The sequence below is a fragment of the Desulfonatronum zhilinae genome (genome assembly GCF_900182865.1).
GTDB classification, from domain to species: Bacteria; Desulfobacterota; Desulfovibrionia; order Desulfovibrionales; family Desulfonatronaceae; genus Desulfonatronum; species Desulfonatronum lacustre.
In genome coordinates this window covers 98,224-123,129 of record NZ_FXUJ01000012.1, presented here as the reverse complement: position 1 = coordinate 123,129, position 24,906 = coordinate 98,224, and the positions used below count along the sequence as shown (strand labels likewise).

The window sequence follows — 24,906 nt, the reverse complement described above, 5'->3', positions numbered from 1 at the left end:
TGACTGTTTACCTGGAAGCCAAAATGTATCGTCCATAAGGCTTAGCCTATTTCTATTCTTATATCGCAACATAGCAGTGACCTCGTTTTTTAAATCTTAATATCACTACTATAGCATACAATGCAAGCAAAATATTTAGTTAAATCGAATGCCTGCCCGGACTTTTTGCAGGGAGATCATAAACAGGCTTGCCCCATCTGAAGGTGAGTTCCATGCAAAAAAATGAAACAAATAAGACAAACAGCAATGTGTATCACCAAAGATTTCCACTTCACATTTATTTAATTCTTATTGCATCAATGTATGCTATCTATTCATTTTACACAAAGTATAGTCAAACAGATTCAATATATTACATGATACTGACCAGCTTATTTTTGCTAATTTTTATCATTTTCATAAAACCGGTGATTACATGGAGAAGTATAGAAATTGATGACAGTTTTATCACTGTTCACAAGTTATTCTGTAAGCCAATAAAAATGAAAATTTCTGATTCTCTCTATCAAGTTGTATATAATAACGACGATATTCGTTCTTATAGATTTCGACATGGAAAATATTATGTACAAATATCTCCAATAATATATAGAAATGGACAAGAGTTGTCTAAAATAATAATTGATCACATGAAACGGAAAAAGTTGGTTGTAGAGGTTGTTTAGTTATTTTACGCGGAGTCTGTTGCACTGTACGTGGCGAGTTGATTCGCGTTATCTCGGCGCGCGACATGACCCCGAACGAGATCGGAAGGTACGAATCATGAAGAAAATCCCCGAATTCGCGAACGAGAACGATGAGCGCCGGTTTTGGCAAGCTCACGATTCCGTGGAGTACATGGACTGGTCAGAAGCCGAGACGGTGGTCCTCCCTGAACTCAAGCCTTCTACCAAGAGCATATCGCTCCGGTTGCCGGAGTCCATGCTGGAGCAGCTCAAGCTGCTGGCGCACAAGCGTGACGTTCCCTACCAGAGCCTGGTGAAGATGTTTCTTGCCGAACGCCTTCAGTCCGAATTGCGATCGACGCACGGATAGAAGGCGCAAACCACGCAAATGGACGTGGGCCGGGAAAATCACCGCCTCTCGCTTTCGCATTCATCACGCTTGAGTTGCTCACGCGAGGCCCTCTTTTATCCACCCAAACGATTATTCTCAAACAACTCCACAGGCATCGGATATACCAGATCCCAGACCATCTTGATCGGGCGCTCGTTCTGGTATTTGACCACTTCTCCCGGTCCAAGAAAAGTGAACGGCATCGTGACGTTCAGGTTTTGCTTTCTCTCCCGCACAAAGAAAAGCACGGTATACCCGTTCTCCTTGTGATTGATCAGGTTCTGGCCGGTCTGACCGCGTTGCGTGGTCGTGGATTGGGATTCCCAATGGATGCGCTGCCGACTGATGGGATAGTCCGCATACATTGTTGAAGGGGAAAATTCGCGTTCGGTCTTCTGGAATGTGATCAGCAGGGCGTAGGCCTTGAGATTTGAAGCATGTAAGATGCCAACACCGGTTTGACCGGGCGTGTGCAGGCTGGCCAGGCCGAGGGCCGCATTGATGTCCCGGCTGGCATACCGGGCATGTAATTCCAGGGTGGTTTCAAAGGGCACAACCGGACGCCTGCCGTCAATTTTTGATGTGTCGGCGGCCCAGCTCAAGATTTCCTGCATATCCGCCAGAATCGTGGGGTTGTCGGCCAAGCGGGTGAAGGAATCTTTCAATGTGGCCATGCCCAGGTTGTCGCCCTTGTCCGCCCATATCCTGTAATGGACTGAAATGGAGGAATCTCCAGCAACAACAAGAGCCTGGGCAATGTTCTTGCCCTGCAGATAAACAAGGATTTCCTGAAGTCTGGCAATTTCTTCTGGACCGTTAACCAGTGCGATCCTGACCAGGGCTTTTTTCAGCCGTTCAACATCGGGATCTGAGGGCGTTTTTGTCAGTCGGGCTTTTGCCTTCCAAGCAGTCCAGGTCTCCTTGACCAGCAACCGCTCGGGTTCATAATCGTGGTAGAGTATGAAGTTCGCGAAGGTCAGTTCCTGGCCACTCTCGCTGGTAAACGTCTGTAGCCGTTCAGGGACTTGCACTGAGAGATTGCTCAGGTTCGCGCGAATGTTTTCCAGAACATGCCGGCGCGAAATCCGGTCCAACTGGATGGAGCAGCCTGGAGGCAAATGCGGGAAATCCAGCTCCACTTCGCGGTCAATGGAAAAACGATGCCTGGGCAGCAGAGCTTTCAGCTTGATGTCGATGCGGTATTTTCTGTGGGCCTGGCCGACAAAATCAAGCACGGTCAGGCAGTCTTTGCCTGGTGCATGGCGCAGGCCCCGGCCAAGTTGCTGGATGAACACGGTCAGGCTCTGGGTGGGCCGGAGAAAGAGAACCACGTTGATTTCCGGCACATCCAGCCCTTCACTCAATTTGTCCACAGTAAACAGGAAGGTCAGTTTCCCTGTTTTCAGTTGCTCCAACAGTTCGCTGCACCGGCCGGAGTCAATGCCGGAAACCAAGGCCGCGGAAGGAATGCTCTTGTGGCTGAACATGTTCGCCATGTATTCGGCATGCTTGATGGAAACGCAGAAACCGATGCCCTTGACCTTTTCCAGGTCGGGCTCGTAGCGATTCAAGGCCGTCAGAACGGCATCCAGGCGTTGCTGGGCCTGAACATGAGTGCCGGTGTAGACATTTTCCAGTGCAGTGATGTCATATCCGCCATTCCTCCAGAAACGGTCATCCTGGAGTGAAACCGGATCAGCCACTCCGAAGTAGTGGAAGGGACAGAGCAGCTTTTCTTCCAGGGCTTCCGGCAATCGGATCTCAGAGGTGATGCGGTTGCCGAAGTCAGCCAGCACATTCCCACCGTCCATGCGTTCCGGCGTTGCCGTCAGTCCGAGCAGGATTTCAGGGGCAAAGCCCTGGAATATCGGCCGGTAACTGGCAGCTGTGCCGTGATGGGCCTCGTCAATGACGATGTAATCGTAGAAATCCCTACCCACCTGCTCCCAGAGGCGCCTGCCGGCCAGCATGCCCACCGAGCAGAAGAGGTGATCCAGCCGTTCAGCCTGGTGCGGGCCGACAAGAAGATCCCCAAAATTTTGATTCCTCAGGACATTCCGAAACGTTCCGAGGGCCTGCTCCAGAATCTCCTGCCTATGGGCGACAAAAAGCAGCTTGGCCTGCCGCTGCCTCTGCTCATAAAATCGTTGAAAATCAAAGGCGGCGATCACGGTCTTGCCGGTTCCGGTTGCTGCGACGACCAGACTGCGGAATTGTCTATTGATCCTTCTGTCCCGTTCCAGTTCCTCAAGAATACGTTCCTGAAATGGATGCGGGCGCAAATCAAAAAACACCATTGCCTGCGTCTTGGTCTTCCTGGCTGCGCTGATGGCATCACGAAGCATTTGCGGACTATTCGGGTCAAACGGAACAAACTCTCGGCTGTTCCAGTAGGTTTCGAACTCGGCGGTGAATTTTTCCAGGATATGCAGCATATCCTGGGCCGTAACTTTGAGGTTCCATTCCAGTCCGCTGGTCATAGCCGCGTGGGACATGTTGGCCGAGCCGATGTAGGCTGTGGAATATCCGGAATAGCGCTGGAAATGATAGGCCTTGGCATGGAGCCTGGTGCGCTCGGTATCATAGGAAACACGAGCCTGGACATTGGGTAACCGGGCCAGCCATTCCACGGCCGGAGCATCCGAGGCCCCCATGTAGGAGGTGGTGACCAGGCGTACGGGAACCTTGCGGTCCCGAAGATCTTCGAATGCCGGCATCAGCAAACGCAGTCCGGACCACTTGATGAAAGAGACCAAAATGTCCACCTCATCAGCGGATTGCATTTCAGCCTGGAGTTCATGGACCAGCTGGGGATCACGGGGGGAGCCGGTAAACAGACTGCTTTCGGAGATGGGCGTGTGCGGACGTGGAATGCCTGAAGCGGCAAGATGTGGAGGGGTAATCTCCAGCAGCACGTTCTTCTTGCCCGGAATCAGTTGCGTAGGAAAGATCGGGGACACGAGTGAGCCCATCAAGTGAGTCAGAATCGCATTACAAATTTCTCGCTGCCTGTCTTGATTGGCATCTTCCCGCAACACCTGCCTGATCACCTTGGCCAAAAAATCCGAATATCTGGCAGGCTGTTCCTCCGGGTCGAGCTTGCCCAGCACTGCCCGCAATTCCGGTTTGCTGTCCAGCAACGCCCGCAGATGGCTGTCAACCAAGGCATCATAGATGCCGGGAGCAAGCTGGGTTGTCATATCCGCTGGTTCTCCAGCCAAGAGAGGTAGGCATGCAGCACGGGCACGTCCGCTTCGGCCCAATCCAGACCGGACAGTTCTTCAGGCTGCAACCAAGCCGCCTCGGCATGCTCGGTCAACGTGAATTGGTTCGATCCAGCAGTGCAGATGTAGGGATGAAGGGTCACCCCGAAAAACGGGTAGCGGTGGCTCACCGGAGGAAGGGCCGTGTGGATCCCCACGACCATATCCAGTTCCTCCCGGATTTCCCGCAGCAGGCATGTCCGCGGGTCCTCCTTCGGGTCGATCTTGCCACCTGGAAATTCCCACTTCAAGGGAAGCCGCATGAACAGGCCCCGTCGGGCCGCCAAGACCAGACCGCCATGCTCGATGATAGCGCAGGAGACGTGGATATGGTCATTAATTTCTTGTCGCACCCCAATCATTCCTCACGGACGGTTTCATTGGCATGTACAGTATTCGGGCTGATCCAGTGGCTGCACCTGCGGATCAGCTCAGCCACGACATGCTCCCTGTCCAGCCCTTCACCCCATTTCGGACACAACCCAAGACCATATCGATCTTTTCCGAGATCAGATCGGAATTGATGGCTGTCCTGTCCTCCTCATCGAGCAGGAGTTCCTGGGCGATCTTGACGACTTTCTTCCCGTGATCAGTGTTTGTACCATACATTGCCGCGTCTCCTCGGTAGTTAACACTACAGCGAAACTTCCATTTTCTAAGCCCGACTAAGCTTCGGCGTGTTCGTTATAACAAATTGGAAACTTCGAAAATGGTCCTCGTTGGGTACGTTTACCGAATGGATTTCTGCAATCCTGAAGGGATTCCATCGTATAGCCGGTGGTTTCAACCACCGGTAGGAGAAGTATATTACTGCGAGTCCTGAAGGGACGACATTTTTTTACTTTTTCAGCGTGAAATGTCGTCCCTTCGGGACTCAAGAAATTATATGCCCCAACCCGGTGGTTAAAACCACCGGCTCTACGATTTCTCCCTTTCAGGGAGATGAAGCAAGATGCCATACGGCCTTCCCTGGAAAACAGACGGAGTAATCAAGGCCAAAAGCAGTAGACCCCCAGATACCAGAATGTATCCAGAATCAACTTTAATGGCTTTTATTTGAGTATAGTTGCTCCAAAACTTTCGCTGTAGTGTTAAGTCTCAATTCCTGTTTGCCGCCCTCTCCGTCCCAGGCGTGGGTCAGGCTGTCGAGGACCAGGACATCGTACCCGGCTTCAGCCGCGCCCTGGGTGTCCTGGACGTACCGGCCAAGGTCGAACGGAGGATTCAGTTCGGCCGTGTCGTAGCTAAACAGGTTCGCAGAGATCGGGCCGCTACCACGCTTCCTATCCAGCATGACAATCCGGCCACTGAATCCTTCTGTGATCTTCAGGGCCGAACAGGTCTTACCGGAACCGCTGGGGCCGATCAAGCAAATGTGCATGCATGCCTCACGAATGAATCGCGTCAGATAAGTGGCGCGATTCAGGAATCGCGCCACAAAATCATTGATAGTGGCGCGATTTGACGTTACAGTGTGATCCCACGGAGCAAACATGCCCAGACGGACTCCCACAAAAGAACTCGACGACATTTTTTACGCGGTGTCCCGGCATCCCGGTGGCGCTTCCCTCGACGATATCGACAGTGCGCCGGGGATGCGGCTTTCGCGCCGGACCCTGCAACGGCGCTTGGCGCTCCTGGTCAAGGAAGGGCGATTGCGGGTCGAAGGACGGGGACGGGCCTCCAGATACCTGCCTGTTCCCGCCGCCGCGATCACTGGGATTCTGCCCGACTTGGAAGGCCGGATCGAGGCGGGACCATACGTGCCGGTTTCGCCCGAAGGCCAGGCCGTGAAACAGGCCGTCAGGCGACCGCCGCATGAGCGGCGGCCAGTCGGATACAACAGGGCCTTCCTGGACGAATACCGCCCCAATGAGACGTTTTATCTCTCTCCCGACGTCAGAGCCGCCCTGCAAAACCAGTCGCATTCCCACCTCAATGAGCAGCCTGCGGGGACCTTCGCCAAAAGGATCCTCGACCGCCTCCTGATCGACCTTTCCTGGAATTCCAGCAGATTGGAGGGCAACACCTACTCGCTGTTGGAGACGGAACGCCTGCTCCGGTACGGCGAAGCCGCGGCGGGCAAGGACGCTTTTGAAACCCAGATGATCATCAACCACAAGGCGGCCATCAAGCTGTTGGTTGAACAAGCCGACGAAGTGGGATTCAACAGGTACACCGTGCTCAACCTGCACGCCCTGCTTGCCGACAACCTGTTGCCCGATCCCCAGGCCTGCGGCAGACCGCGCTCCATTCCAGTGGCCATTGAAGGCAGCGTTTACCTCCCACTGGAAATCCCACAACTGATCAACAAGTGTTTGCAACAGATCCTCGATACGGCCCAGGCGATCCAGGACCCGTTTGAGCAATCCTTCTTCATGCTCGTACATGTGCCATATTTGCAGCCCTTCGAAGACGTAAACAAACGGGTCTCCCGCCTGTGCGCGAACATCCCGTTCATCGTCCGCAACCTGAGCCCGTTGTCTTTCCTGGACGTTCCTGGCAGAGCCTATCGGGATGGCGTCCTCGGGGTCTATGAACTCAACCGCGTCGAACTTCTGCGGGACGTCTTCATTTGGGCCTATGGCCGCTCATGTGAGCGCTATGCCGCGGTGTGTCGCTCCCTCGGCGAGCCTGACCTCTTCCGGTTGCGGCACCGCGAAACGATCTCCAGGGTCGTGTCGGAAATCGTGCGCGGACAAATGGACAGGAACGCCGCCGTGGAGTTCATCCGCCGGAATGCCGGCCTGCTTGCCGAGGATCAGCGCGAACGATTCGTGGAGGTGGTGGAAACTGAAATCATGGGACTGCACGAAGGAAATATCGCCCGCCATGGAGTGCGACATTCCGAATATCAAGCCTGGGTCGAGCGGTGGCGGTGATGGTCCGCTGAGTACGAAACAACCACCAGCCAACATTACACTGTAACCTCCAATGACATTACGAAGAGAATCAATCCCCACATGAACACGCCAGCCAACACAAACGCCGACGCCACAAAGGAACGAACGGCGCTCATTTCAGTCATCATTGACCTGGCCTTTCTCGGCCCGACCCTCGTCATTGCCGTTCTTGCGAATTCCATGACGCTCTATGCGGATCTTCTCGGCGATTTCAACGTTTTATTTGCCAATGCCATACTTTTTTTCATTCTTCACAAAATGAAAAAAGGGATGGGCGTCAATTTTGACTACGGAGCGGGGAAAATTGAAAATCTCATTGGCGTGATCGGCGCCTGGTTTGTTGTGCTTTCCGTCGGATACATCATTTACACGTCCATCGGGCGGCTTGTTTCGCCCGTTCCTCTTGATCCCGGCCACCTGGCCATGGGAGCCGTGATCATGTTGGCATCCATGATTTCAAGCGGCTATCTCTGGATTCGCAACTATCGGATCCACAAAAGGATCCCTTCTCCGGTTACGGACATTCAATGGCGGGTGCCCATGTCCGACACGGTCATCGCCGGAGGGATACTGGTCAGCCTGCTGGCCATGATTCTCCTGCGGAAATACGCATGGTCGCTCTATATCGACCCCGTCATATCCCTAGCATTAGGCGGCGTCATCATCTATTCCTTCTACGGCCTGATAAAAAGTTCTCTCTTCGACCTCCTGGACAGAACCCTCGAAGAAAAATACCAGATCATCATCACCCAGGAACTGGCGAAATTTTATCATGAGTATGTCCATTATCACGGTGTCCGCTCGCGGAGAACGGGAGGGCGGGTCTTCATTGAAATCTTTCTGGAATTTGACCCCGACCAACGCGTAGGCGAAGTCCAGCAGGTCATCCGGTCCATGCGGGAGTCATTGGAAGGAAAAATCGAAAACAGTTTCGTGAGCGTGGTGCTTGCAACGGAACCAGTGTGCTGATTCGTTTCGTCCCCTGATATCCTCCCCTGGCGTTCCCCTTCGTGTCCGAGCAGGGCAGATTTGTTCTCGACCCCACCCGCTATCTGAATCGGTATCGAAATCGAACGTCATGACCAAGAAGATGACGTAATTACGGGATGGTAGACAGCATTTTATTAATTTCGATTTCGATTTGGATCGCGATTTGGATTTCGATGTAGATTTGCCCTTCCTTTCCGAGCCTGATCACGGACGCGAATCAGAATACGTGCCGGGGGCCACGCTGCGCACATACTCCAAAAGTTCACGGCCAAAGGACGTGGCAAGGTGGATGGAGTCGTAGCCCGGGTCCACGCCATGCAGGTACTGGAGCACAAGAACCTCTCCTCCTTCGTCGTTCAAGCCGACTCCGGCAAAGAAGAACCCCATCTTTTCAACAAGATCGGCCACCGCTCCGGTGGCCGGGTCCGCCAAGGGAAGCTCAAGGTGCGCGACCGGGATTCCCTGCCCGCAAGACAATGCCAACCGGTCGCCCACGTGATTCAGGATGTCGTGTCCGTATTGAGCGACGCTGATCCACGTCCACCCTTCCTTGAAGTCGGATTCCGAATAAATCTGTGCGGGGCCTTCAGGCAGACCGCGCCCCGAATCATCGGAAAAGCGATATTTTTTCCCCAGATGCTGGAATATTTGCCTGACCATGGGCCGGTGCCTGTCCGGAACGTGGAGGAGGGCCTGGTCGTCTCCGCACAGATAGTTGACGAACACGACGCTGGCGATGCGCCCCGGATCATGCCCGTCCTTTTCCCGCCAACTCCGGGAGGCCGGGCTTGCCGCCAAAAGCAGTGCACTTTCCTTGAATCCTTGCTGAAGGAGGTTGCGCTGGGAATGGATGTGATTCGTGACCGCCAGGGCGCACATCGCGCGAAGACCAAGTGTTCGGGCGCTCTCGCTGAGAAAGGCGTATGCGTCCTCGTTCACGCCGGGGCTCTTGAACCGGGTATCCAGGAGGAGATAGGTCAGTTCCCTCACACTCGCTCCCGGCGTGTCGGCCACCAGGGCGCAATGCCCCATGAGTTCTCCACTTGCCGTTTCAGCCACCACGGAGACCATCTCCCTCTGCTCGAGCATCTCGCGAACCCGGGCGGGATAATAGATGGCTTCATTGAAGAAAACCGCGCCATGCGCCCGCAATGCCAACCGGGCGATGCCTTCGGCATCCTCGGGCTTGGCCAGGCGAACGGCGTGGCTGGTCAGAGTCCGTTGCCTGGGCGGACCTGTGGAAGGCTTCCGCAACAGTGCCCTCTTTTCCTGTCCCTTGTTCTGTCCACCTTCCTGGGCGGCCCCATGCTTGACGAGGCGGATCTCCCGCTCTCCACCCTCCAGTAGAGAAAACGTCACCTCGTCAACCATTTGCCGGGCAAGAAAAGAGTGCAACCCGGTGTCGTCCCCTGCGACCGCGAACCGTTGCGGATCGAAGGTCGGGAGCGCCTCGTCCTCCAGGGGGAGACCCTTGGAGCGGACAACCATCTCAAGGCCGATCGTGGTGCGGGACAATCCGAGCCGCAACACGTCGTCCTCCTGCCCAAAACCCAGCGAAATGGCGTAGGAAGCGGCTTCTTCAAAGGCGAGACAAAGACGTTCGGCATCCTTCGCGGAAAAACCAGCCAGCGTGGCATATTCCCGAATCGCTGCCCCGAAAACAGGGATCAAGGTCGCTTTGGAAGGGAAGGTAATCGAAACGACATCGGAGTGCTGCTGCATGATATCCTCTAGATTTTTTGTAACTACTCAGCACATTTTGTATCCGCCCTTGCTCCGGCAATCGGAGTCGGGGTCGCTATCGGAATCGGAATCGGAACAGGAAAAATTTTGAACGCTTCCCAGCGTTTTCGATCCCGATCCCGATTCCGATACCGACACCGGCAACGGCACTACTCGGTGCTGAGTAGTTACTAGATTTTTTTTACTAATTCACCGCTCATGATGCGCGAAATACGACCTTACCCCAAACCACCCGCCTTCAAGTCTTCCATGAGGTAGGCGAACGTCGCCCCCGCCGAGGCTTTGATGACGTCAGCAAGGCCGCTGTGAAAGGCCTGCGACCGAGGCTGAATATAGTATAGGTGGGATGCCGTCCATATGACGATTTGCACCGCATGGCCCCTCATGCCGGGTTCGACAGAATCGCCACAAAACCACCATCTTTCTGTAACATTGACCGGGTACGTTTGCCGGTATTGCTTTTCCGAACAGTGTCTTTCCGGTCATTGATTCACAGCCCCCGGCAACGTCCCACCCTCGTCATTTTCCTGACCGCGGGGCGGACTTGGGCAGCCCGGACATGATCATTTGATCAGAAAGCGTGGCCCGGTTTCCCCGGTTCAGACAACCGCGCCCGGCGGTGGACACCTGATCCGTCGAGCCGGAAACGAAATGAGCACATGGAAGGAGTCATGCGCATCGCCCTGATCACCGACGTCTGGACCCCGCTGATCAACGGCGTGGTCACCACCCTGGAGAACACGGTCCGCATCCTCCGGGAAAAAGGCCATGAAGTCCTGGTCCTCAGCCCGGATCAGTTTCCGGGCCTCCCCTGCCCCACGTATCCGGAAATCCGCCTGGCCCTGTTTCCCTGGCGCAAGGTAGCCCGCATCCTGGACGACTATCGCCCGGACGCGGTGCACATCGCCAACGAGGGCCCCCTGGGCTGGGCCGGTCGATTCTTCTGCTGGAAGCGCGGCAAGGGGTTCACGACAGCCTACCACACCCGCCTGCCGGAATACATCCGGCTGCGGTTCCCCGTTCCCCTTCAGGCCTCCTACGCCTTTTTCCGCTGGTTCCACAAACCCTCCAAGGCCGTGATGACCGCCTCGCCGGAGTTGATGGACGAACTGCACTCCCGCGGCTTCTCCAACCTGAAGCTGTGGTCCCGGGGCGTGGATACCGGGCTCTTTCGTCCGCGAAGCAAGGACTATCTGGACGCTCCGCGTCCGATCTCCATGTTCATGGGCCGGGTGGCGGTGGAGAAGAATATCGAGGATTTTCTGCGCCTGGACATTCCCGGCACCAAGTACGTGGTCGGCGACGGCCCGGCTTTCGCGAAGCTCAAAGCGGCCTATCCAGACGTCCGGTTCGTCGGAGCCAAACGCGGCGAGGAACTGGCCGCCCACCTGGCCGCCGCGGACGTCTTCGTCTTCCCCAGCACAACGGACACCTTCGGCCTGGTCCTCCTGGAGGCCATGGCCTGCGGCGTCCCCGTGGCCGCCTACCCGGTAACCGGACCCCAAAGCGTGGTCGTCCATGGCCAAACCGGATGGCTGTCCGAGGATCTGCAAGAAGCCGTGCATCAGGCCCTGCCCCTCTCTCCTCAAGCCTGCCGAATCCATGCCGAAACCTACTCCTGGGAACGTTGCACCGAGCAGTTTTTGGGTAATCTCCATTTGTTGAACACGAAACGCAAGGACGGCTGAACCATCAGGGTGCTCAAAGGCGCCCACTCCCGCGGCCCCATCGCGGACATAGTCCTGGCCTCCAGCCTGTAGCGGCCCGTGGCGACGCCTCCAAACGTCGAAAGCCGACCGCGTCTTCCTGGACGGGGTCGGCTTTCTTTTGGCTGGTTGGAATTTGCCTGGTTGGAAGCGGAGGGGGGTCGTCTTCTCGGTTGCTGTTAACCCCGCGGGGCTTTGCGACCATCGCGCTGTCTAATGGTCCTCATGAACTCCGAATAATCCTTGATCTGCGCTTCATGCTGTCTGCGAATGGTGTTCAGTTCCAGTTGCCGTTTGCGATACTCGTCCTGCGCCTTTTCCAGATTCACCATGGCTTCCTCCTGATTTGCCTGCTTGATTGTTCGGCCCGGGCCGCGAACATCAAATGATCCTCGCGACGGTCCTCGTTCCCGGGATGGACGGAAGCATTCCTACCGCGGCTCGCACGGCGATGCATCACGATTTCGTGACGAGTTGACGACATTTTCACGACAGGCATTGCCCATCCAGAGAAAAATATCCGTCAATTACGCTTTTCGCCCCCCGGACGCTTAGGACTGCGTCGCGTCCTACGTCGACCTCTGGTCGGAAATCAAAACCAACCTCAAAAACCCCTCGCCCCGTCAGGGCTGACCCCTCCTTTTCCGGTTCACCGGCATTGCCAAGGTTCTCCATTGGCACTACTTGGACACCCTGCGAGCAGGTTTTCTCACGCTCCCGGCAGGTTCATGGCCCATTGCCTTTTTCCTTGATCACCTCTTCATCAAGAGATCGACCCCATGTCCTCCACCACTTTTCCCGACCGACGCGGCTTCCTGGTTCGCCTGGCTGGACTGATCATCCTGCTGTTCGTTGTGAACAGCGCCGCCGGCCTCTTCAGCCTGCGCTTGGCAAGCCAACGGTACGCCAGGGACATGCAGACCCTGAACCAGCTCATGGAAACATCGGACAACGCGAGACAGGCCCAGGTGCACTTCAAGAACCAGGTGCAAGAGTGGAAAAACGTTCTGCTGCGCGGCGCGGACCCGGACGATCTGGCCTTCTATGCCGCGGCCATGCGGCGGGAAGCGTCCGGGATGCGGGAGAGATTGAGCGTTGCGCGCGAGGGCATGGCGGAACTGCGGTTACCCGAGGCCGGGTTGGTTGCTCCTCTTTTGGCGGAGCACGATCTGATCCTGAAGGCCTATGAAGAACGGCTGAATCTGTGGGGGGAGGATCTGGCCAGTCAGGCCGGAGACGTGGATCACGAATTGCGCGGAATCGACCGGGAACTGAACGTGAACCTGGACGGTTTGGTGAACGAGCTGCTCATCCGCGCCGCCGCGCTGCGTCTGGAGCTGTCCCGTGAGTTCATGGCCCGGGACGCGACAACCACTCGTGTCCTGGTCATCGGGGCCGGGGCGACCACCATTCTCCTGCTGATCATGCTCGGCCTGGCCGTTCGCCGCGGCTGAACCGGGGACCGCATCCCGAGATGCTGATCGAAATTCTGGGAACGATAACGGCCGGGCTGGGGCTGTTTTTCATCGGCGTCAAGCTGGTGGGGGACCATCTCAAGCAACTCAGCGGTCGCAAGTTCCGGAAGATCGTGACCAAGGTCGTGAACAACCCGGTACGAGGCGCTTTGCTGGGCATTCTGGCCGGGGCCGCCACCCAAAGCACCAACGCCGTGGCCTACATCGCCACGAGCATGACCACGGCCGGACTCATGTCCTTACGCGGCGCGATGCCCGTGGTCATCTGGGCCAACCTGGGAACTTCGGCCCTGGTGCTCGCGGCCACGGTGGATATCCGCGTTCTGGTCCTGTACCTGCTGGGCATGGTCGGCGCGGCGTTCTACTTCAATCTGGACAGATCAAGTCGATTCCGGCATCTCATCGGCGCGCTGCTGGGCGTGGCCCTGCTGTTTCTGGGGTTGCAGTTCATCAAGCAAGGCGCGGCCCCGCTCCGGGAAATGCAGGCGGTGCGGGACCTACTGGAACTGGGGGCGGACTCCTACCTCATGGTTTTCGGCATCGGCGCGGCATTGACCCTGGTCGCCCAGTCCTCGGCCACGGTTTCCATCGTGGCCGTGGCCATGACCAGCGTCGGACTGCTGACCATGCCCCAGACCATGATGGTCATCTATGGAGCGGGCCTCGGGTCCGCGGGCAGTTTGTGGTTTCTTTCCGCCAATCTCACCGGCACCTCCCGCCGGATCATCCTGCAGCAGGTCCTCCTCAAGATTGGCTCCACGGCGATCATGCTCATCCTGTTTGGGCTGGAACAGTGGCGGCACATCCCCCTGGTCCAGGCGCTGACCGCCTGGATCACTCCGTCCATCAGCCTGCAAGCGGCCTGGGTCTATCTTCTGCAACAGCTGCTGGGCTGCATCCTAGCCTCCATGCTCCTGGGGCCGGTCCTCAGATTGCTGGGCAGATTGGCCCCGGCCACCCAGGAAGAGGAACTGGCCAGACCGGTCTACCTGTACGATCAGGCCCTGGGAGACGCGGAAACCGCCCTGGACTTGGTCAGCAGGGAGCAAAACCGCCTCTTCAGCTGCCTGCCCGACTATATCGTCACGGCGGACCAGGCCGTTGAAACCGCCCGAAAAGACATCCAGGCGCTTTACAACGGCAATGCCGGCGTATTGCGCGAGATCGAGCTGTTTCTCTCCGAGTTGATCGATCGCACCCAGGACCGCCAAACCATGCACCGCATCCTGAACCATCAGGCCCGAAACAGGGTGCTCGGCGACCTCCGGGAGAGCCTCTTCGCCTTGCGACGGATGCTGGGGCCCGCGGATGCATTGCGCGACCGAACCCACCTGGAGCGATCCCTGACCGAAGGGATGCACGCCATCCTGCGCACCATGGCCGAAACGCTGAGTGCATCGGATAAAATCGATCTCGACGAAGATGACGCGGCCATGCTGGCGGCCATGACCTCGGACCGTTCCGCACTCATGGAGCGTTTGCGGCACGGTCTCTTGCGCCATACAGAGGAACTGTCGTATGCCGTGCAGGAATCCTTGTTCGCGGCCACCAGTCTGTTCGAGCGAACCATCTGGCTGCTGGGCCGCTATCTCGCCCTGGTCGCGCCCGTCGCCGCTTCCGACGTCACATCCGACGCCACCCAGGCCCAGGACCATCGATCGTAGCCGAAAGACTACAAACCGGAGCACCATCTTGGCCCAGCTGGAACATATCGAAGCCATTGAAAAAAGGCTATGGAGCGCGGCGGACATGCTGCGGGCGAATTCAAATTACGCCAGCAACGAGTATTTTCTGCCCGTGATGGGGTTGGCTGACCGGGCCGAGATCGCGGCCAATGACTGGAGCCTGACTCCAGGCCGCTACGTGGGTGTGGCCCCGGAAATGGAGGAGGACGGCTTTGACTTCGAGGAAGCCTTGCGGGAAATCCATGTGGAGCTGGAGGACCTGAACACCGAAGCCGTGCGCCTCGCAGCAACGATCAAGAAGAACTTCGAGGAGCTGGGGATATGAGTATTGCCGAGCTGCTCAAGGCTGACGAGGGCAAAACCCTGGAGTTCAAGCAGGATCTTTCTTCCCCAAAAAACCTGCTCAAGACCCTGGTAGCCTTTGCCAATACCGCGGGCGGCAAGATCGTCATCGGCGTGACGGATATGACCCGCGAGGTGGTGGGTGTGGACAACCCACTGGATGTGGAGGAGCGGCTCTGCAATCTGATCGCGGACTCCATCAGCCCCCGCCTGGTGCCCAATATCGAGATGACCACGATTGAGGGCAAGACCCTGCTCGTGGTCGAGGTTTTTCTCAGCAACTCCCGCCCGCACTATCTTCGCTCCGTTGGACCGGAAACCGGAGTCTACGTCCGGCTTGGCTCCAGCAACCGCCAGGCTGACCGCGAGTTGATCGCCGAGCTGCGCCGCTCAGTGGAGGGCGTTTCCTTCGACGCCCTGCCCATGCCGGAGTTGACGCCTGCCGACCTGGATCTCGAAGCACTGCGAGCAGCCTTTGGCCCGATTCGGAAGCTGGATGACCAGGCCCTGCTGACGCTGAAACTCCTGGCCCGCCATCAAAACCGGCTGGTACCCACCAAAGGGGGAATTCTGCTTTTTGGCCGACAGCGGACACAGCATTTCTCCGATGCCTGGATTCAATGTGGCCGTTTCTATGGCACAGAAAAAATTGATATTTACGACCATATTGAGATCGACCTCTCCCTGCCCAGGGCCGTTGACGAGGTCATGCTGTTTCTCAAAAAACACGCCTACCGCGGGGCTGATCTCTCCGAGGTGCGCCGCAAGGACGTCTGGAGCATTCCCCTGGGGATTTTGCGCGAAGTGATCATCAACGCCCTTGTCCACAGCGACTACTCGCAACGGGGCGCTCCCATCCGGGTGGTCTTTCTGGATAATCGCATCGAAGTGGAAAGCATGGGCATCCTCCTGCCCGGCCTGACCATCGAGGAGATGAAGCAAGGCACCTCCCGGATTCGTAATCCGGTCATTGCCCGCGTTTTCAAGGAACTCCAACTGATCGAACAATGGGGCACCGGGGTGCGCCGCATATTTTCAGAAGCCCGGGAAATGGGGCTGACGGAACCCAAGATTGAAGAAATCGCCATGCGCCTGCGCTTCACCGTCTATCTGGCAGAACCGCATCGCATACATGCAAAGGCGGATGAACACGTCGAGGCACAAGTCAGGAACAAGTCGGGGCTAGAGTCGGGGCCAGGGTCGGGGCTAGAGTCGCTGGCAAAAAGGGTGCTGATGTGTTTGAACGACTCGACCATGTCAAAGTCACAGTTGGCGAAATCCCTCGGCCATTCGAGCATATCAGGAAAACTGAACCTCCGGGTGAATGAGCTGCTCAACAAAGGTTTCATCGAGCGCACCATTCCAGACAAACCCAGTAGCCGCCTGCAAAAATACCGACTGACCGAAAAGGGGATCAGGGCTTTGGAGATGGAAACGTAATGCAAGTCTCGGAAAAGCAGCGCCGACGTCCATTCGTCTTTCCGGCTACGACTAAAGAACAGGATCAGCGTGATCGAGGATTGGGAAAGCCGTGAAGCCACCAGGGACAATATCCGTCTGACGATCCGGGATTTTCTGTGGAGCGACACAACCGGCCTGCCTGCTGACCACTATTCCGAGGACGACGTGCTTGTCCGGGCCGAGGAGGTCTACCGCCACGTTTTCCGGGTTTATCCGACCCTGCCTTCGCCCTTCTACGAAGCGCAAGCGGCCTGAATGACGTCCTGTCCTTCTCCCCAACATCAATCTCCGCGACAAAACCAACCGCAACGCCGACCACGCCCAGGCTTCACAAACACCCTGAATCGCTTCCACGGAGTGCCTGGCCTGTAAGGACTTCATGCTCCGCTGCCAGGGAGGCTGTCTGGCATTGCAAAACCGGCTTCAAGCCATGCGCGGTCCCGATCGATCGCGGTCATGACTCCGGCGAGTGCCGCGCGAACTCTCGCGGGGAATGCGGGATTCCTTTAATGAACCGAGCAAAACTATGACTATGAAAACAATCATCCCAACGACGTGCACCCGTGATTGCCCCAGCACCTGCGGGCTTTTGGCAACCGTGGAGAACGGACGCCTGGTCCGGTTGAGCGGGAACCCCGAGCATCCGCTGACCAGGGGGGCGGCCTGCGGGAAGACGGCGAGGTACGTGCGGCGGGTCTACAGTCCGGAACGGGTCACGGCTCCGATGGTCCGACGTGATGGCCGCTGGGAGATCGTGAGCTGGGACGCTGCCTTGGACCTTGTAGCCGAGCGGATCAAAACCGTGATCGCCGAATCCGGGCCGGAAGCCATCCTCTCCTACCAAGGGTACGGAGAACGCACGGCCCTGAAGCTGCTCAACCGTTATTTCTTCAGCCTGCTGGGCGGCGTGACCACCCCGCGCGGCTCTCTCTGCGGCGGGACGGGTCAGGCGGCCCAGAACCTCAGTGTCGGCGACCGGGTCTCCCATGACCCGCTGGATCACGCCAACAGTCGGTCCATGATTCTCTGGGGCCGCAATCCGGTTTCCACCAACGCCGGCTTGATCCCGATCATCCGGGATCTGCGCCGACGAGGCGGGCCGATTCTGCTGGTCGACCCGGCCCGGACCCGTTCCGCGGCCCTGGCGGATCACCATATCGCGGTGCGGCCGGGCCGCGACGTCTTCCTGGCCCTGGCCGCGGCCAAGCTGATCCTGGCCGCCGGGGCCGAGGACAAAACATTCCTGGAGCAGTGCAGCCAGGGAGGCGAGGCGTTTTTGGAGCTCGTGGGCGGTTTCAGCCTGGACGAACTGTGCCGAAAAGCCGGAGTTGGTCAGGATCAGGTCCGGCTGATCGCCGACACCCTGATCACGTCCAAGCCCACGTCCATTCTCCTGGGCTGGGGCCTGCACCGGCACGCCTTGGCCCATCAGTCCATCCAGGCCATCGACGCCCTGGGAGCGCTCAGCGGCAACCTGGGCGTTCCCGGAGGAGGCGTCAGTCAGGGGTTCGAGGAGTACGGGCCCTATGACCAGCGATTGTGGGGAAATGGACTGCATCCGCCCCGGCGGACCCTGCTCATGCCCAGAATCGGAGAGGAGATTCTGAACGCGACGAATCCCGAAATCCGGATGATTTTCGTCACCGCTTCCAACCCCGCGTGCATGGCGCCCAACAGCGACAAGCTCAGCCGGGCCTTTCGCCAAACGGAGTTCGTGGTCTACAGCGGTCACTTCCTGGACGACACAGCGGACCACGCCCATGTCTTTCTCCCCGCGACCACGTTTCTGGAAGAACAGGACGTCATGGCCAGCTACGGCCACAACTACGTCGGCGCGGTGAACAAGGTCATCGAACCGGTGGGCGAGTGCCGGTCGGAATTCCGGATGTTTCAGGAACTGGCCCGACGGTTTCCCTTTGCCGAGGCCTATTGTCGCAATCTGGAAGACTGGTTGGAAGACCTTTGCGCACCACTCCGGGATCAGGGTGGGGACTTGCAGGCGCTGCGAAGTCGCCCCTTCCGGGTCAACGCGCCCATGGTTCCCTACGCGGACCGCCGCTTTCCGACTCCGTCCGGAAAGTTCCACTTCCTGGAGCATTTGGACGATCCCGACCCGTCTCCGGAGACTCCGGAATTCCCCTACACCCTGTTGACCGTCGCTCCCCATGACGCCATCTGCTCCGAACGAACCCTGGCCGACCATGAACCGCTGCCCGTGGTCGTTCTGTCCACGCGCCAGGCCGCGAGGCTGGGGCTTGAACAAGGTCGGCTGGTCAAGGTCTTCAGTGCGCACGGGGCGGTCAAGGCCCGTCTGAGCGTGGCCCCCGGGATGCGTGAGGACATTCTCGTGGCCGAGCGGGGAGGGTGGGCCAAGGGTGGGCACGGCCTGAACCGATTGACACGGGATATGGCCAGCCGGGTCGGCGACGGCTGCCCCTATTACGAGACACGTGTCGCCATAGCTCCGTGGCCCGCCGAAGACGTCCAGGATGTCCGTATCCTCGTGATTGAGCACAGTCGCCTGGCACCGGGGGGCAACTTCGTCAAGGCGTTGCTGCGCCAGGGCGCACGGGTGACCACTCTGCGTCCCATGGACGGCGACGATCTGCCGAAAGGGCCGGGGGACTTCAGCGGGCTCGTGGTCCTGGGCGGACCGCAACACGCCTTTGACGACGCCTCGTCCCCGCACTTTCCCCGGCTCATGGACCTGATGCGCACCTTTGAGGCAAAGCAACGGCCCGTGGTCGGCATCTGTCTGGGCGCGCAACTGCTGGCCCGGGCCCACGGCGGAACCACCAACACCCTTTCCGGGCTGGAGTTCGGATTCGTTCAGCACCACCCGACCCCGGCGGCCGAGGACGATCCGGTCATCAGCGCGGCCCTGCCCCTGCCTCCCTTGATGGAGTTCCACGAGGACTCGTTCACCTTGCCCCCCGGCGCGACCCTGCTTGTCCAGGGGGAGACGTGTCCCAACCAGTGCTTCCGGGTCGGCCGCGCCTCGTACGGCTTTCAATTCCACCTGGAGGCGGATTCAACGATTCTCGCCGATTGGCTGACATTGTTTCGCCAGGGAGGCATTCCCGCCTACCGCACCTACCAGGACCAGTTCCCTGATGCGTATTACACGGACCTGTCCAGACGCCTCCCCCTGCTCCTCGCCGACGCGACAACTTTTTGCGACAAGGCCGCCCAGGCATGGCTCAGGCTCCGCGGAGAGGGTCGGGAGCCCCGGTGAGAACCTTATGGTCCAACTCAAAAACGGGTGAATGCCAGCCCTGAGACCAGGGCGATCACTTGATGCCCGAGCGCATGAAGCTCTGCACGAACTGGCGCTGGAACAGCAGGAAGGCGATGAGCAGCGGGGCAACGGCGATCAATGTTCCGGCGGTGATGATCGCGAAGTTCACGCCGGATTCGGGTGCGCCGAAAATGGCCAGCCCCACGGTCAGGGGTCTGGTGTTCACGGAGTTGGTAATCACCAGGGGCCAGAGAAAGTTGTTCCAGTGGTGACTCACCGAGACGAGGCCGTAGGCGATGTAGGTGGGCTTGCCCAGGGGGACGTAGACTTTCCAGAGCACCCGCAGCCAACCCGCGCCCTCCACCCGGGCCGCTTCCTCCAGCTCTCTGGGGATCTGCTTGAAGGTCTGACGCAGCAGGAAGGTGCCGAAGGCCGAGGCCATGTAGGGCAGGGAAATGGCCGTGGTGGTGTCCACCAGATTCAGGCGGCTCATCAGTTCGTAATTCTTTACGATCAATTGGTCCGGCATGATCATCAGCTGCACCAGGACCAGCATGAAGGCGATGTCCCGTCCGGGAAACGAAAACCGGGCAAAGGCAAAGGCGGCCAGGGTGCACAAGACGAACTGCCCGGCCAGGGTCATGCTCACGTAGGCGAAGGAATTCAGGAAGTAGCGGGCAAAGGGAGCGGTGTTCCAGGCCGTGCGGAAATTGTCCAGGGTCAACGGCGCGAACAGATCGAAATTGGCGATGTACGCCGGAGGGTGAAAAGCGGCCCAGGCCGCGTACAGCAGCGGCCCGGCCCAGATCAGGGCCAGGAGCCAGGCTCCGAAACTTTCCAGGTAGTGGGAAATTTTAGCGGAAATCATTGGTAGTGGGTCCGCCGTTCAAGGTACACGAACTGGCTGAGGGCCAAAACGGCCAGGACGGCCAGCAGAGCCATGGTCAGGGTGGAGGCGTAGGCGGTATCCCAGAAGGAAAAGGCCACTTCATAGATGTAGTACAGTAGCAGCGAGGATGCGTTGTTCGGGCCGCCCTTGGTCATGATGAACAGGTGGTCCACCAGCTTGAAGGCGTTGATTACAGCATTAAAGAGAATGAACACCGTGGTGGGCATCAGCAGCGGCCAGGTCACCCGGCGGAAGAAGTACCACCTGCCGGCCCCCTCGATCCGCCCGGCGTCTTGCAGTTCCGGAGAGATGGACTGGAGCGCGGCCAGATAGAAGATCATGAAAAAGCCGGCCTCCTTCCAGATGGTCATCACGATCAAACAGCTCATCACGGTGGACGGTTCGCCCAGCCAGTTGCGGCTGGGAAAACCGAGCAGCCCGGTCAAGCCGTCCAGCAGACCGATCTGCGGGGTGTAAAAAAAGAGCCAGATGTTGGCCACGGCGATCATGGGCAGCACGGTGGGCGTAAAGTACGCGGTGCGCACGATGCCGCGGCCGGACAGCTTGCCGTTGACCCAGACGGCCATCAGCAGGGCCAGGCCGATGCTCAGCGGAATGGTTCCCGCGGCGAAGATGAAGTTGTTGCCCAGGACCTTCCAAAAAACCGGGTCGTCAAACATTACCCGGTAATTTTCCAATCCCACGAACCTGGCCGGACGGGCACCACGCGGCGTAGAGAAAAAGCTGGCCTTCAGGGTGGCCAGGATGGGGTAGTGGGTGAAGAGAAAAAACATCACCGCGGCCGGAAAAAAAAGCAGCCATCCGTACACTTGATTGGAAACGCGAACCACCGTCACTCCTCGCGCCGCAAAGAAGAGGGGGAAACCGTTGCGATGGAATCGCCCCGATCCGAACTGCCGGACCGGGGCGGACCATCAAAATGCAATCTATTTGTACGCGCGCAGCACACGCTCAGCCGCGGCTTGGGCGCCTTGCAGGGCCTGGGCCGGCTGGGCCTGCCCGGTAAGCACCGACTGAATGGCGTCGTCCAGAAACTTCTTCACCCGGGCCGTCTCATAGGTGGAGAATTCCGCCGTGGCGTACTCCAACTGATCCCGGGCCACGGCCGCCGCGGCAAAGCCTTCAACGTATTCTGACAACGCGGAAGTGGCGTAAGCGTCCAGACGAACACCCACGTACCCGGTGGCGATGGACCAGTCCGCGGCCCGCTCCGGGGAGGTCATCCAGCGGATAAATTGCAAAGCCGCCTTCTGCTCCTCGGCGCTGGCCTTCTTGAACACGTAGAAATTGCCGCCGCCCGTGGGACTGCCGCGGCGCTGCTTGGCCGGCAGCATGGCCACGCCGAAGTCGAACGTGGCCTCGTTACGCACCGGAGTCAGGTTGCCGGTGGTGTGCCACATCATGGCCGTGCTGCCTTCCAGGAACTTCTGGCGCAGGGTTCCCCAGTCGATCACGCCCTTGGGCATCACGTCGTGGGTATGAGACAGGTCGCGCCAGTATTCCAGGCTCTCAACCACCGCGGGATGATCAAAGTAGACCTCGGTGCCGTCACCGGACATCAGCACCTGGTTGTTCTGCATGGCAAAGGCCTGAAACATCCAATAGGGATATCCCGAGGACGGGACGTGCACGCCCCACTGGGTCACGTTGCCCGAAGCGTCGCGTTTGGTCAGCTTTTTCGACGCCTGGACCATTTCGTCCCAGGTGGTCGGCGGGCTCTCCGGGTCCAGTCCGGCATCCCGGAACGCGTCCTTGTTGTAGTACATCACAATGGTCGAGCGCTGGAACGGAATGCCGTACACCTTCCCGTCCACCGTGCTGTTCTGCATCAGCGCGGGATAAAAGCTTCGCAGCCACTCGCGCTCCTCGTCGGTGGCGACCAGATCGTCAAAAGGCACGATCACGTCCTGATCCATCAGATCGAAGACATCAATGGAAAACAGCACGGAAAGCTGCACCGGCTCTCCGGCGTTCAGCGCGGCAAGGGCCTTGGTCCGCGTGTCGTCGTAGTTCCCGGCGTACACGGCCTGGACCGTGATCCCCGGATTGTCCTTCTGGAAATCAACGATCATCTCGTCGATGATCTTGGTGATCGGGCCACCCACGGCCACGGGGTAGTACATGGTCAGATTGACGTTCCGAGCCAGGGCCGACGTGCTCGTCATGAGCAGCAGGCAGAAAACCACGGCGGTCGCGATAAGGCGCATGCAAATTCTCCTTGTTTCTGGTTTCAGGGTCAAAGGCGGAAGATATGCCCAAGAATATTTCGACCTTCAGGCCGCCTACCGGGCTTTTGGCTCACCGCTCAGTCGGTGCTTTCCGGCAGTACAAGCCGATGCTCCAGTCCTTCGAGACGCCCGCCGCTTTCCGCGTTGAAAAGATGGCTGCTTTCCCGGTCCCAGATCATGTGGATCGCATCTCCGGTCTGGTAGTCGTGCTTGCCGTACAAACGCATGACCACCTCCTGCCCGCTCACCCGAGCGGCGACCAGGGTGTCCGCGCCATGATACTCCGTTCGGGTGACCAGGCCGGGTATTCCATCCTCAGCCGGGCGGACGTCCTCCGGGCGAACCCCAAGCAACAACGGCTCGCACCCGCCCTGGACAATCAGCCTCTGGCTTCCCGCAAGTGCGCAGCCCTGGCCGAAGGGTTCCAGGGCCAGCATGTTCATCGGCGGTGAGCCGATGAACTGGGCCGCAAACAAGCTGGAAGGCCGGGCATAGAGTTCCGCGGGTGAGGAAATCTGAGCCACGCGGCCATGGTCCAGGAGCACGATGCGATCGGCCATGGTCATGGCCTCCACCTGGTCATGGGTCACATAAACCATGGTCAGGCGCAGCTCGCGTTGCAGTTCCAGGATCTCCCGGCGCATTTCATGGCGCAGCTTGGCGTCCAGATTAGAAAGGGGCTCGTCCATCAGGCAGATCGGCTTCTGGGAGACGATGGCCCGTCCCAGGGCCACCCGCTGGCGCTGGCCTCCGGAAAGCTGGGCCGGCTTGCGGTCCAGCAGGGTTTCAAGTCCCAGCATGACCGCGGCATGGTTCAGCCGTTTCTGGATCTCGGCCTTGCTCCGCCTCCGGATGCGCAGCCCAAAGACGATATTCTCCGCGACGCTCAGGTGTGGAAACAGGGCGTAGGATTGAAAGACCATGGAAATGCCGCGGCGATCCGGAGACAGCCTGGTCACGTCCTGCTCGCCGATCCGCACCATCCCGGAACTGGCATCGTCCAGGCCGGCGATGATCCGCAGCAAGGTCGACTTCCCGCACCCGGACGGGCCGAGAATCACCACCAACTCCCCGGATTCAACGGTAAAAGTGATATCTTCCAGAGCCACCGCGCTCTTGAAAACCTTGCCGACCTGATTCAATTCAATACGCATCGATGCAACTTCGTTTGGTTAAAAGCCTGCCTTCCGTCACCATGCGGCGGCAAACTACAAAATTATAGCCGAAAACGTCAATCCGTTCGCGACATTTCCGTTACAGCTTTGTGGCAATCAGGGTGCGGCTTCTTCCCGGTCAGGCTCCAACCATGCATCTCTCCCACTGTCGGCGGACGACCCTGGGCGACGTGCAAAACTTCAGAGTGCCCCCCTTCCGCATTGACGAGAAAACGTCGCATTCCCGACATGCTTTCGTCACGCGCCCCTGGTAGGGATGTTCTGAAAAAAAACCAGGAGGGAACGCTTATGACCCACGATCAACTGTTTGTGTTTCGGAACCTGTTGCACGGCTTGATGGATCAGATTCGGGACAAAGGCACGGCCACGGCCGAGGCGATCAGCGAAATCTATCAGGCTTGCCCGGATCTGAACGACCGGGCCTCCTTGGAGTCGGATCGACACATGCTGATCCTGATCGGTCAGCGCGAAAGGAACCTGGCGCGGCAAATCCTGGCCGCGTTGTCCCGCATTGACGACGGCTCTTACGGCGTCTGCCAGGAATGCGGCGAGCAAATCCCCCTCAAGCGCCTGGAAATCCACCCCACTTCCACCCTGTGCGTGTGTTGCCAGCAGGAACGGGAACGGGAGTCCGCCATGGGCGCGCTGGCCTGGGCCTGAGAGCACGCCGCGATTGATTCCCAACACGAGCCCGAAACGCGCCCAGCGGCGTGCTTCGGGCTCGAAGCTTT

At 58.4% G+C, this 24,906-nt stretch carries 21 protein-coding genes; 11 read left to right on the top strand and 10 right to left on the bottom strand.

The annotated features are described in order from the left end of the window. Positions 1-762 precede the first annotated feature (762 nt). The gene (locus AC559A_RS11150; RefSeq protein WP_498817984.1) at positions 763-1,035 is read left to right on the top strand and encodes a BrnA antitoxin family protein; all 273 of its coding nucleotides are present in this window, start codon (positions 763-765) and stop codon (positions 1,033-1,035) included. A 95-nt stretch (positions 1,036-1,130) separates the two neighbouring features. Here the strand turns inward: AC559A_RS11150 and AC559A_RS11145 are convergent, their stop codons facing one another. From AC559A_RS11145 to AC559A_RS11130, 4 genes are all read right to left on the bottom strand, one after another. After that, complete coding sequence (locus AC559A_RS11145) at positions 1,131-4,256, bottom strand: DEAD/DEAH box helicase (protein WP_498817983.1); 3,126 nt, start codon at positions 4,254-4,256, stop codon at positions 1,131-1,133. Then, positions 4,253-4,672, bottom strand: coding sequence for a (deoxy)nucleoside triphosphate pyrophosphohydrolase (locus AC559A_RS11140; RefSeq protein WP_498817982.1), 420 nt, complete (start codon positions 4,670-4,672; stop codon positions 4,253-4,255). Before AC559A_RS11140 ends, AC559A_RS11145 begins: the two co-directional genes overlap by 4 nt. A gap of 73 nt (positions 4,673-4,745) precedes the next feature. Then, the gene (locus tag AC559A_RS11135) at positions 4,746-4,928 is read right to left on the bottom strand and encodes a hypothetical protein (protein WP_498817981.1); all 183 of its coding nucleotides are present in this window, start codon (positions 4,926-4,928) and stop codon (positions 4,746-4,748) included. Positions 4,929-5,361: 433 nt separating this feature from the next. Further along, positions 5,362-5,700: an AAA family ATPase gene (locus AC559A_RS11130; protein ID WP_498817980.1), complete on the bottom strand. Its 339-nt coding sequence runs from the start codon at positions 5,698-5,700 to the stop codon at positions 5,362-5,364. A 112-nt stretch (positions 5,701-5,812) separates the two neighbouring features. Here AC559A_RS11130 and AC559A_RS11125 point away from each other — a divergent pair, with 112 nt between their 5' ends. Next, positions 5,813-7,201, top strand: a complete 1,389-nt coding sequence (locus tag AC559A_RS11125; RefSeq protein WP_498817979.1) for a Fic family protein — start codon at positions 5,813-5,815, stop codon at positions 7,199-7,201. An 81-nt stretch (positions 7,202-7,282) separates the two neighbouring features. Then, positions 7,283-8,191 carry a cation diffusion facilitator family transporter gene (locus tag AC559A_RS11120; protein ID WP_498817978.1) on the top strand — a complete coding sequence of 303 codons (909 nt, stop codon included), beginning with the start codon at positions 7,283-7,285 and terminating at the stop codon, positions 8,189-8,191. A 225-nt stretch (positions 8,192-8,416) separates the two neighbouring features. Here the strand turns inward: AC559A_RS11120 and AC559A_RS11115 are convergent, their stop codons facing one another. Next, positions 8,417-9,934, bottom strand: coding sequence for a hypothetical protein (locus tag AC559A_RS11115; RefSeq protein ID WP_498817977.1), 1,518 nt, complete (start codon positions 9,932-9,934; stop codon positions 8,417-8,419). Between the two features lie 680 nt (positions 9,935-10,614). On the opposite strand from AC559A_RS11115, the gene AC559A_RS11110 reads away from it, so the two are divergent. Further along, positions 10,615-11,643: a glycosyltransferase family 4 protein gene (locus tag AC559A_RS11110; protein WP_498817976.1), complete on the top strand. Its 1,029-nt coding sequence runs from the start codon at positions 10,615-10,617 to the stop codon at positions 11,641-11,643. A 197-nt stretch (positions 11,644-11,840) separates the two neighbouring features. Here AC559A_RS11110 and AC559A_RS11105 read toward each other — a convergent pair whose 3' ends face one another. After that, positions 11,841-11,993 carry a hypothetical protein gene (locus tag AC559A_RS11105; RefSeq protein WP_498817975.1) on the bottom strand — a complete coding sequence of 51 codons (153 nt, stop codon included), beginning with the start codon at positions 11,991-11,993 and terminating at the stop codon, positions 11,841-11,843. Between the two features lie 447 nt (positions 11,994-12,440). Here AC559A_RS11105 and AC559A_RS11100 point away from each other — a divergent pair, with 447 nt between their 5' ends. From AC559A_RS11100 to AC559A_RS11075, 6 genes are all read left to right on the top strand, one after another. After that, positions 12,441-13,115 (top strand): hypothetical protein, encoded by a 675-nt coding sequence (locus AC559A_RS11100; RefSeq protein ID WP_498817974.1) that lies wholly within the window; start codon positions 12,441-12,443, stop codon positions 13,113-13,115. A 20-nt stretch (positions 13,116-13,135) separates the two neighbouring features. After that, positions 13,136-14,800: a Na/Pi cotransporter family protein gene (locus AC559A_RS11095; RefSeq protein WP_498817973.1), complete on the top strand. Its 1,665-nt coding sequence runs from the start codon at positions 13,136-13,138 to the stop codon at positions 14,798-14,800. Between the two features lie 28 nt (positions 14,801-14,828). After that, positions 14,829-15,146 carry a hypothetical protein gene (locus AC559A_RS11090; protein WP_498817972.1) on the top strand — a complete coding sequence of 106 codons (318 nt, stop codon included), beginning with the start codon at positions 14,829-14,831 and terminating at the stop codon, positions 15,144-15,146. After that, on the top strand, positions 15,143-16,603 hold the full coding sequence (locus AC559A_RS11085; protein ID WP_498817971.1) for an RNA-binding domain-containing protein: 1,461 nt from the start codon (positions 15,143-15,145) through the stop codon (positions 16,601-16,603). The genes AC559A_RS11090 and AC559A_RS11085 overlap by 4 nt, the downstream gene beginning before the upstream one ends. Positions 16,604-16,672: 69 nt before the next feature. Then, positions 16,673-16,879: a hypothetical protein gene (locus AC559A_RS11080; protein WP_498817970.1), complete on the top strand. Its 207-nt coding sequence runs from the start codon at positions 16,673-16,675 to the stop codon at positions 16,877-16,879. Positions 16,880-17,150: 271 nt separating this feature from the next. After that, complete coding sequence (locus AC559A_RS11075) at positions 17,151-19,859, top strand: molybdopterin-dependent oxidoreductase (RefSeq protein ID WP_498817969.1); 2,709 nt, start codon at positions 17,151-17,153, stop codon at positions 19,857-19,859. 55 nt (positions 19,860-19,914) lie between these two features. On the opposite strand, the gene AC559A_RS11070 is transcribed toward AC559A_RS11075, so the two are convergent. The 4 genes from AC559A_RS11070 to AC559A_RS11055 form a co-directional block, all read right to left on the bottom strand. Then, on the bottom strand, positions 19,915-20,730 hold the full coding sequence (locus tag AC559A_RS11070; RefSeq protein WP_028571057.1) for a carbohydrate ABC transporter permease: 816 nt from the start codon (positions 20,728-20,730) through the stop codon (positions 19,915-19,917). Continuing rightward, the gene (locus AC559A_RS11065; RefSeq protein ID WP_498817968.1) at positions 20,727-21,602 is read right to left on the bottom strand and encodes a carbohydrate ABC transporter permease; all 876 of its coding nucleotides are present in this window, start codon (positions 21,600-21,602) and stop codon (positions 20,727-20,729) included. The genes AC559A_RS11070 and AC559A_RS11065 overlap by 4 nt, the downstream gene beginning before the upstream one ends. A gap of 96 nt (positions 21,603-21,698) precedes the next feature. Beyond that, positions 21,699-22,979 (bottom strand): ABC transporter substrate-binding protein, encoded by a 1,281-nt coding sequence (locus tag AC559A_RS11060; protein WP_498817967.1) that lies wholly within the window; start codon positions 22,977-22,979, stop codon positions 21,699-21,701. Between the two features lie 98 nt (positions 22,980-23,077). After that, positions 23,078-24,154: an ABC transporter ATP-binding protein gene (locus AC559A_RS11055; RefSeq protein WP_498817966.1), complete on the bottom strand. Its 1,077-nt coding sequence runs from the start codon at positions 24,152-24,154 to the stop codon at positions 23,078-23,080. A gap of 309 nt (positions 24,155-24,463) precedes the next feature. On the opposite strand from AC559A_RS11055, the gene AC559A_RS11050 reads away from it, so the two are divergent. Beyond that, complete coding sequence (locus tag AC559A_RS11050; RefSeq protein ID WP_028571053.1) at positions 24,464-24,835, top strand: TraR/DksA family transcriptional regulator; 372 nt, start codon at positions 24,464-24,466, stop codon at positions 24,833-24,835. Positions 24,836-24,906 lie beyond the last annotated feature (71 nt).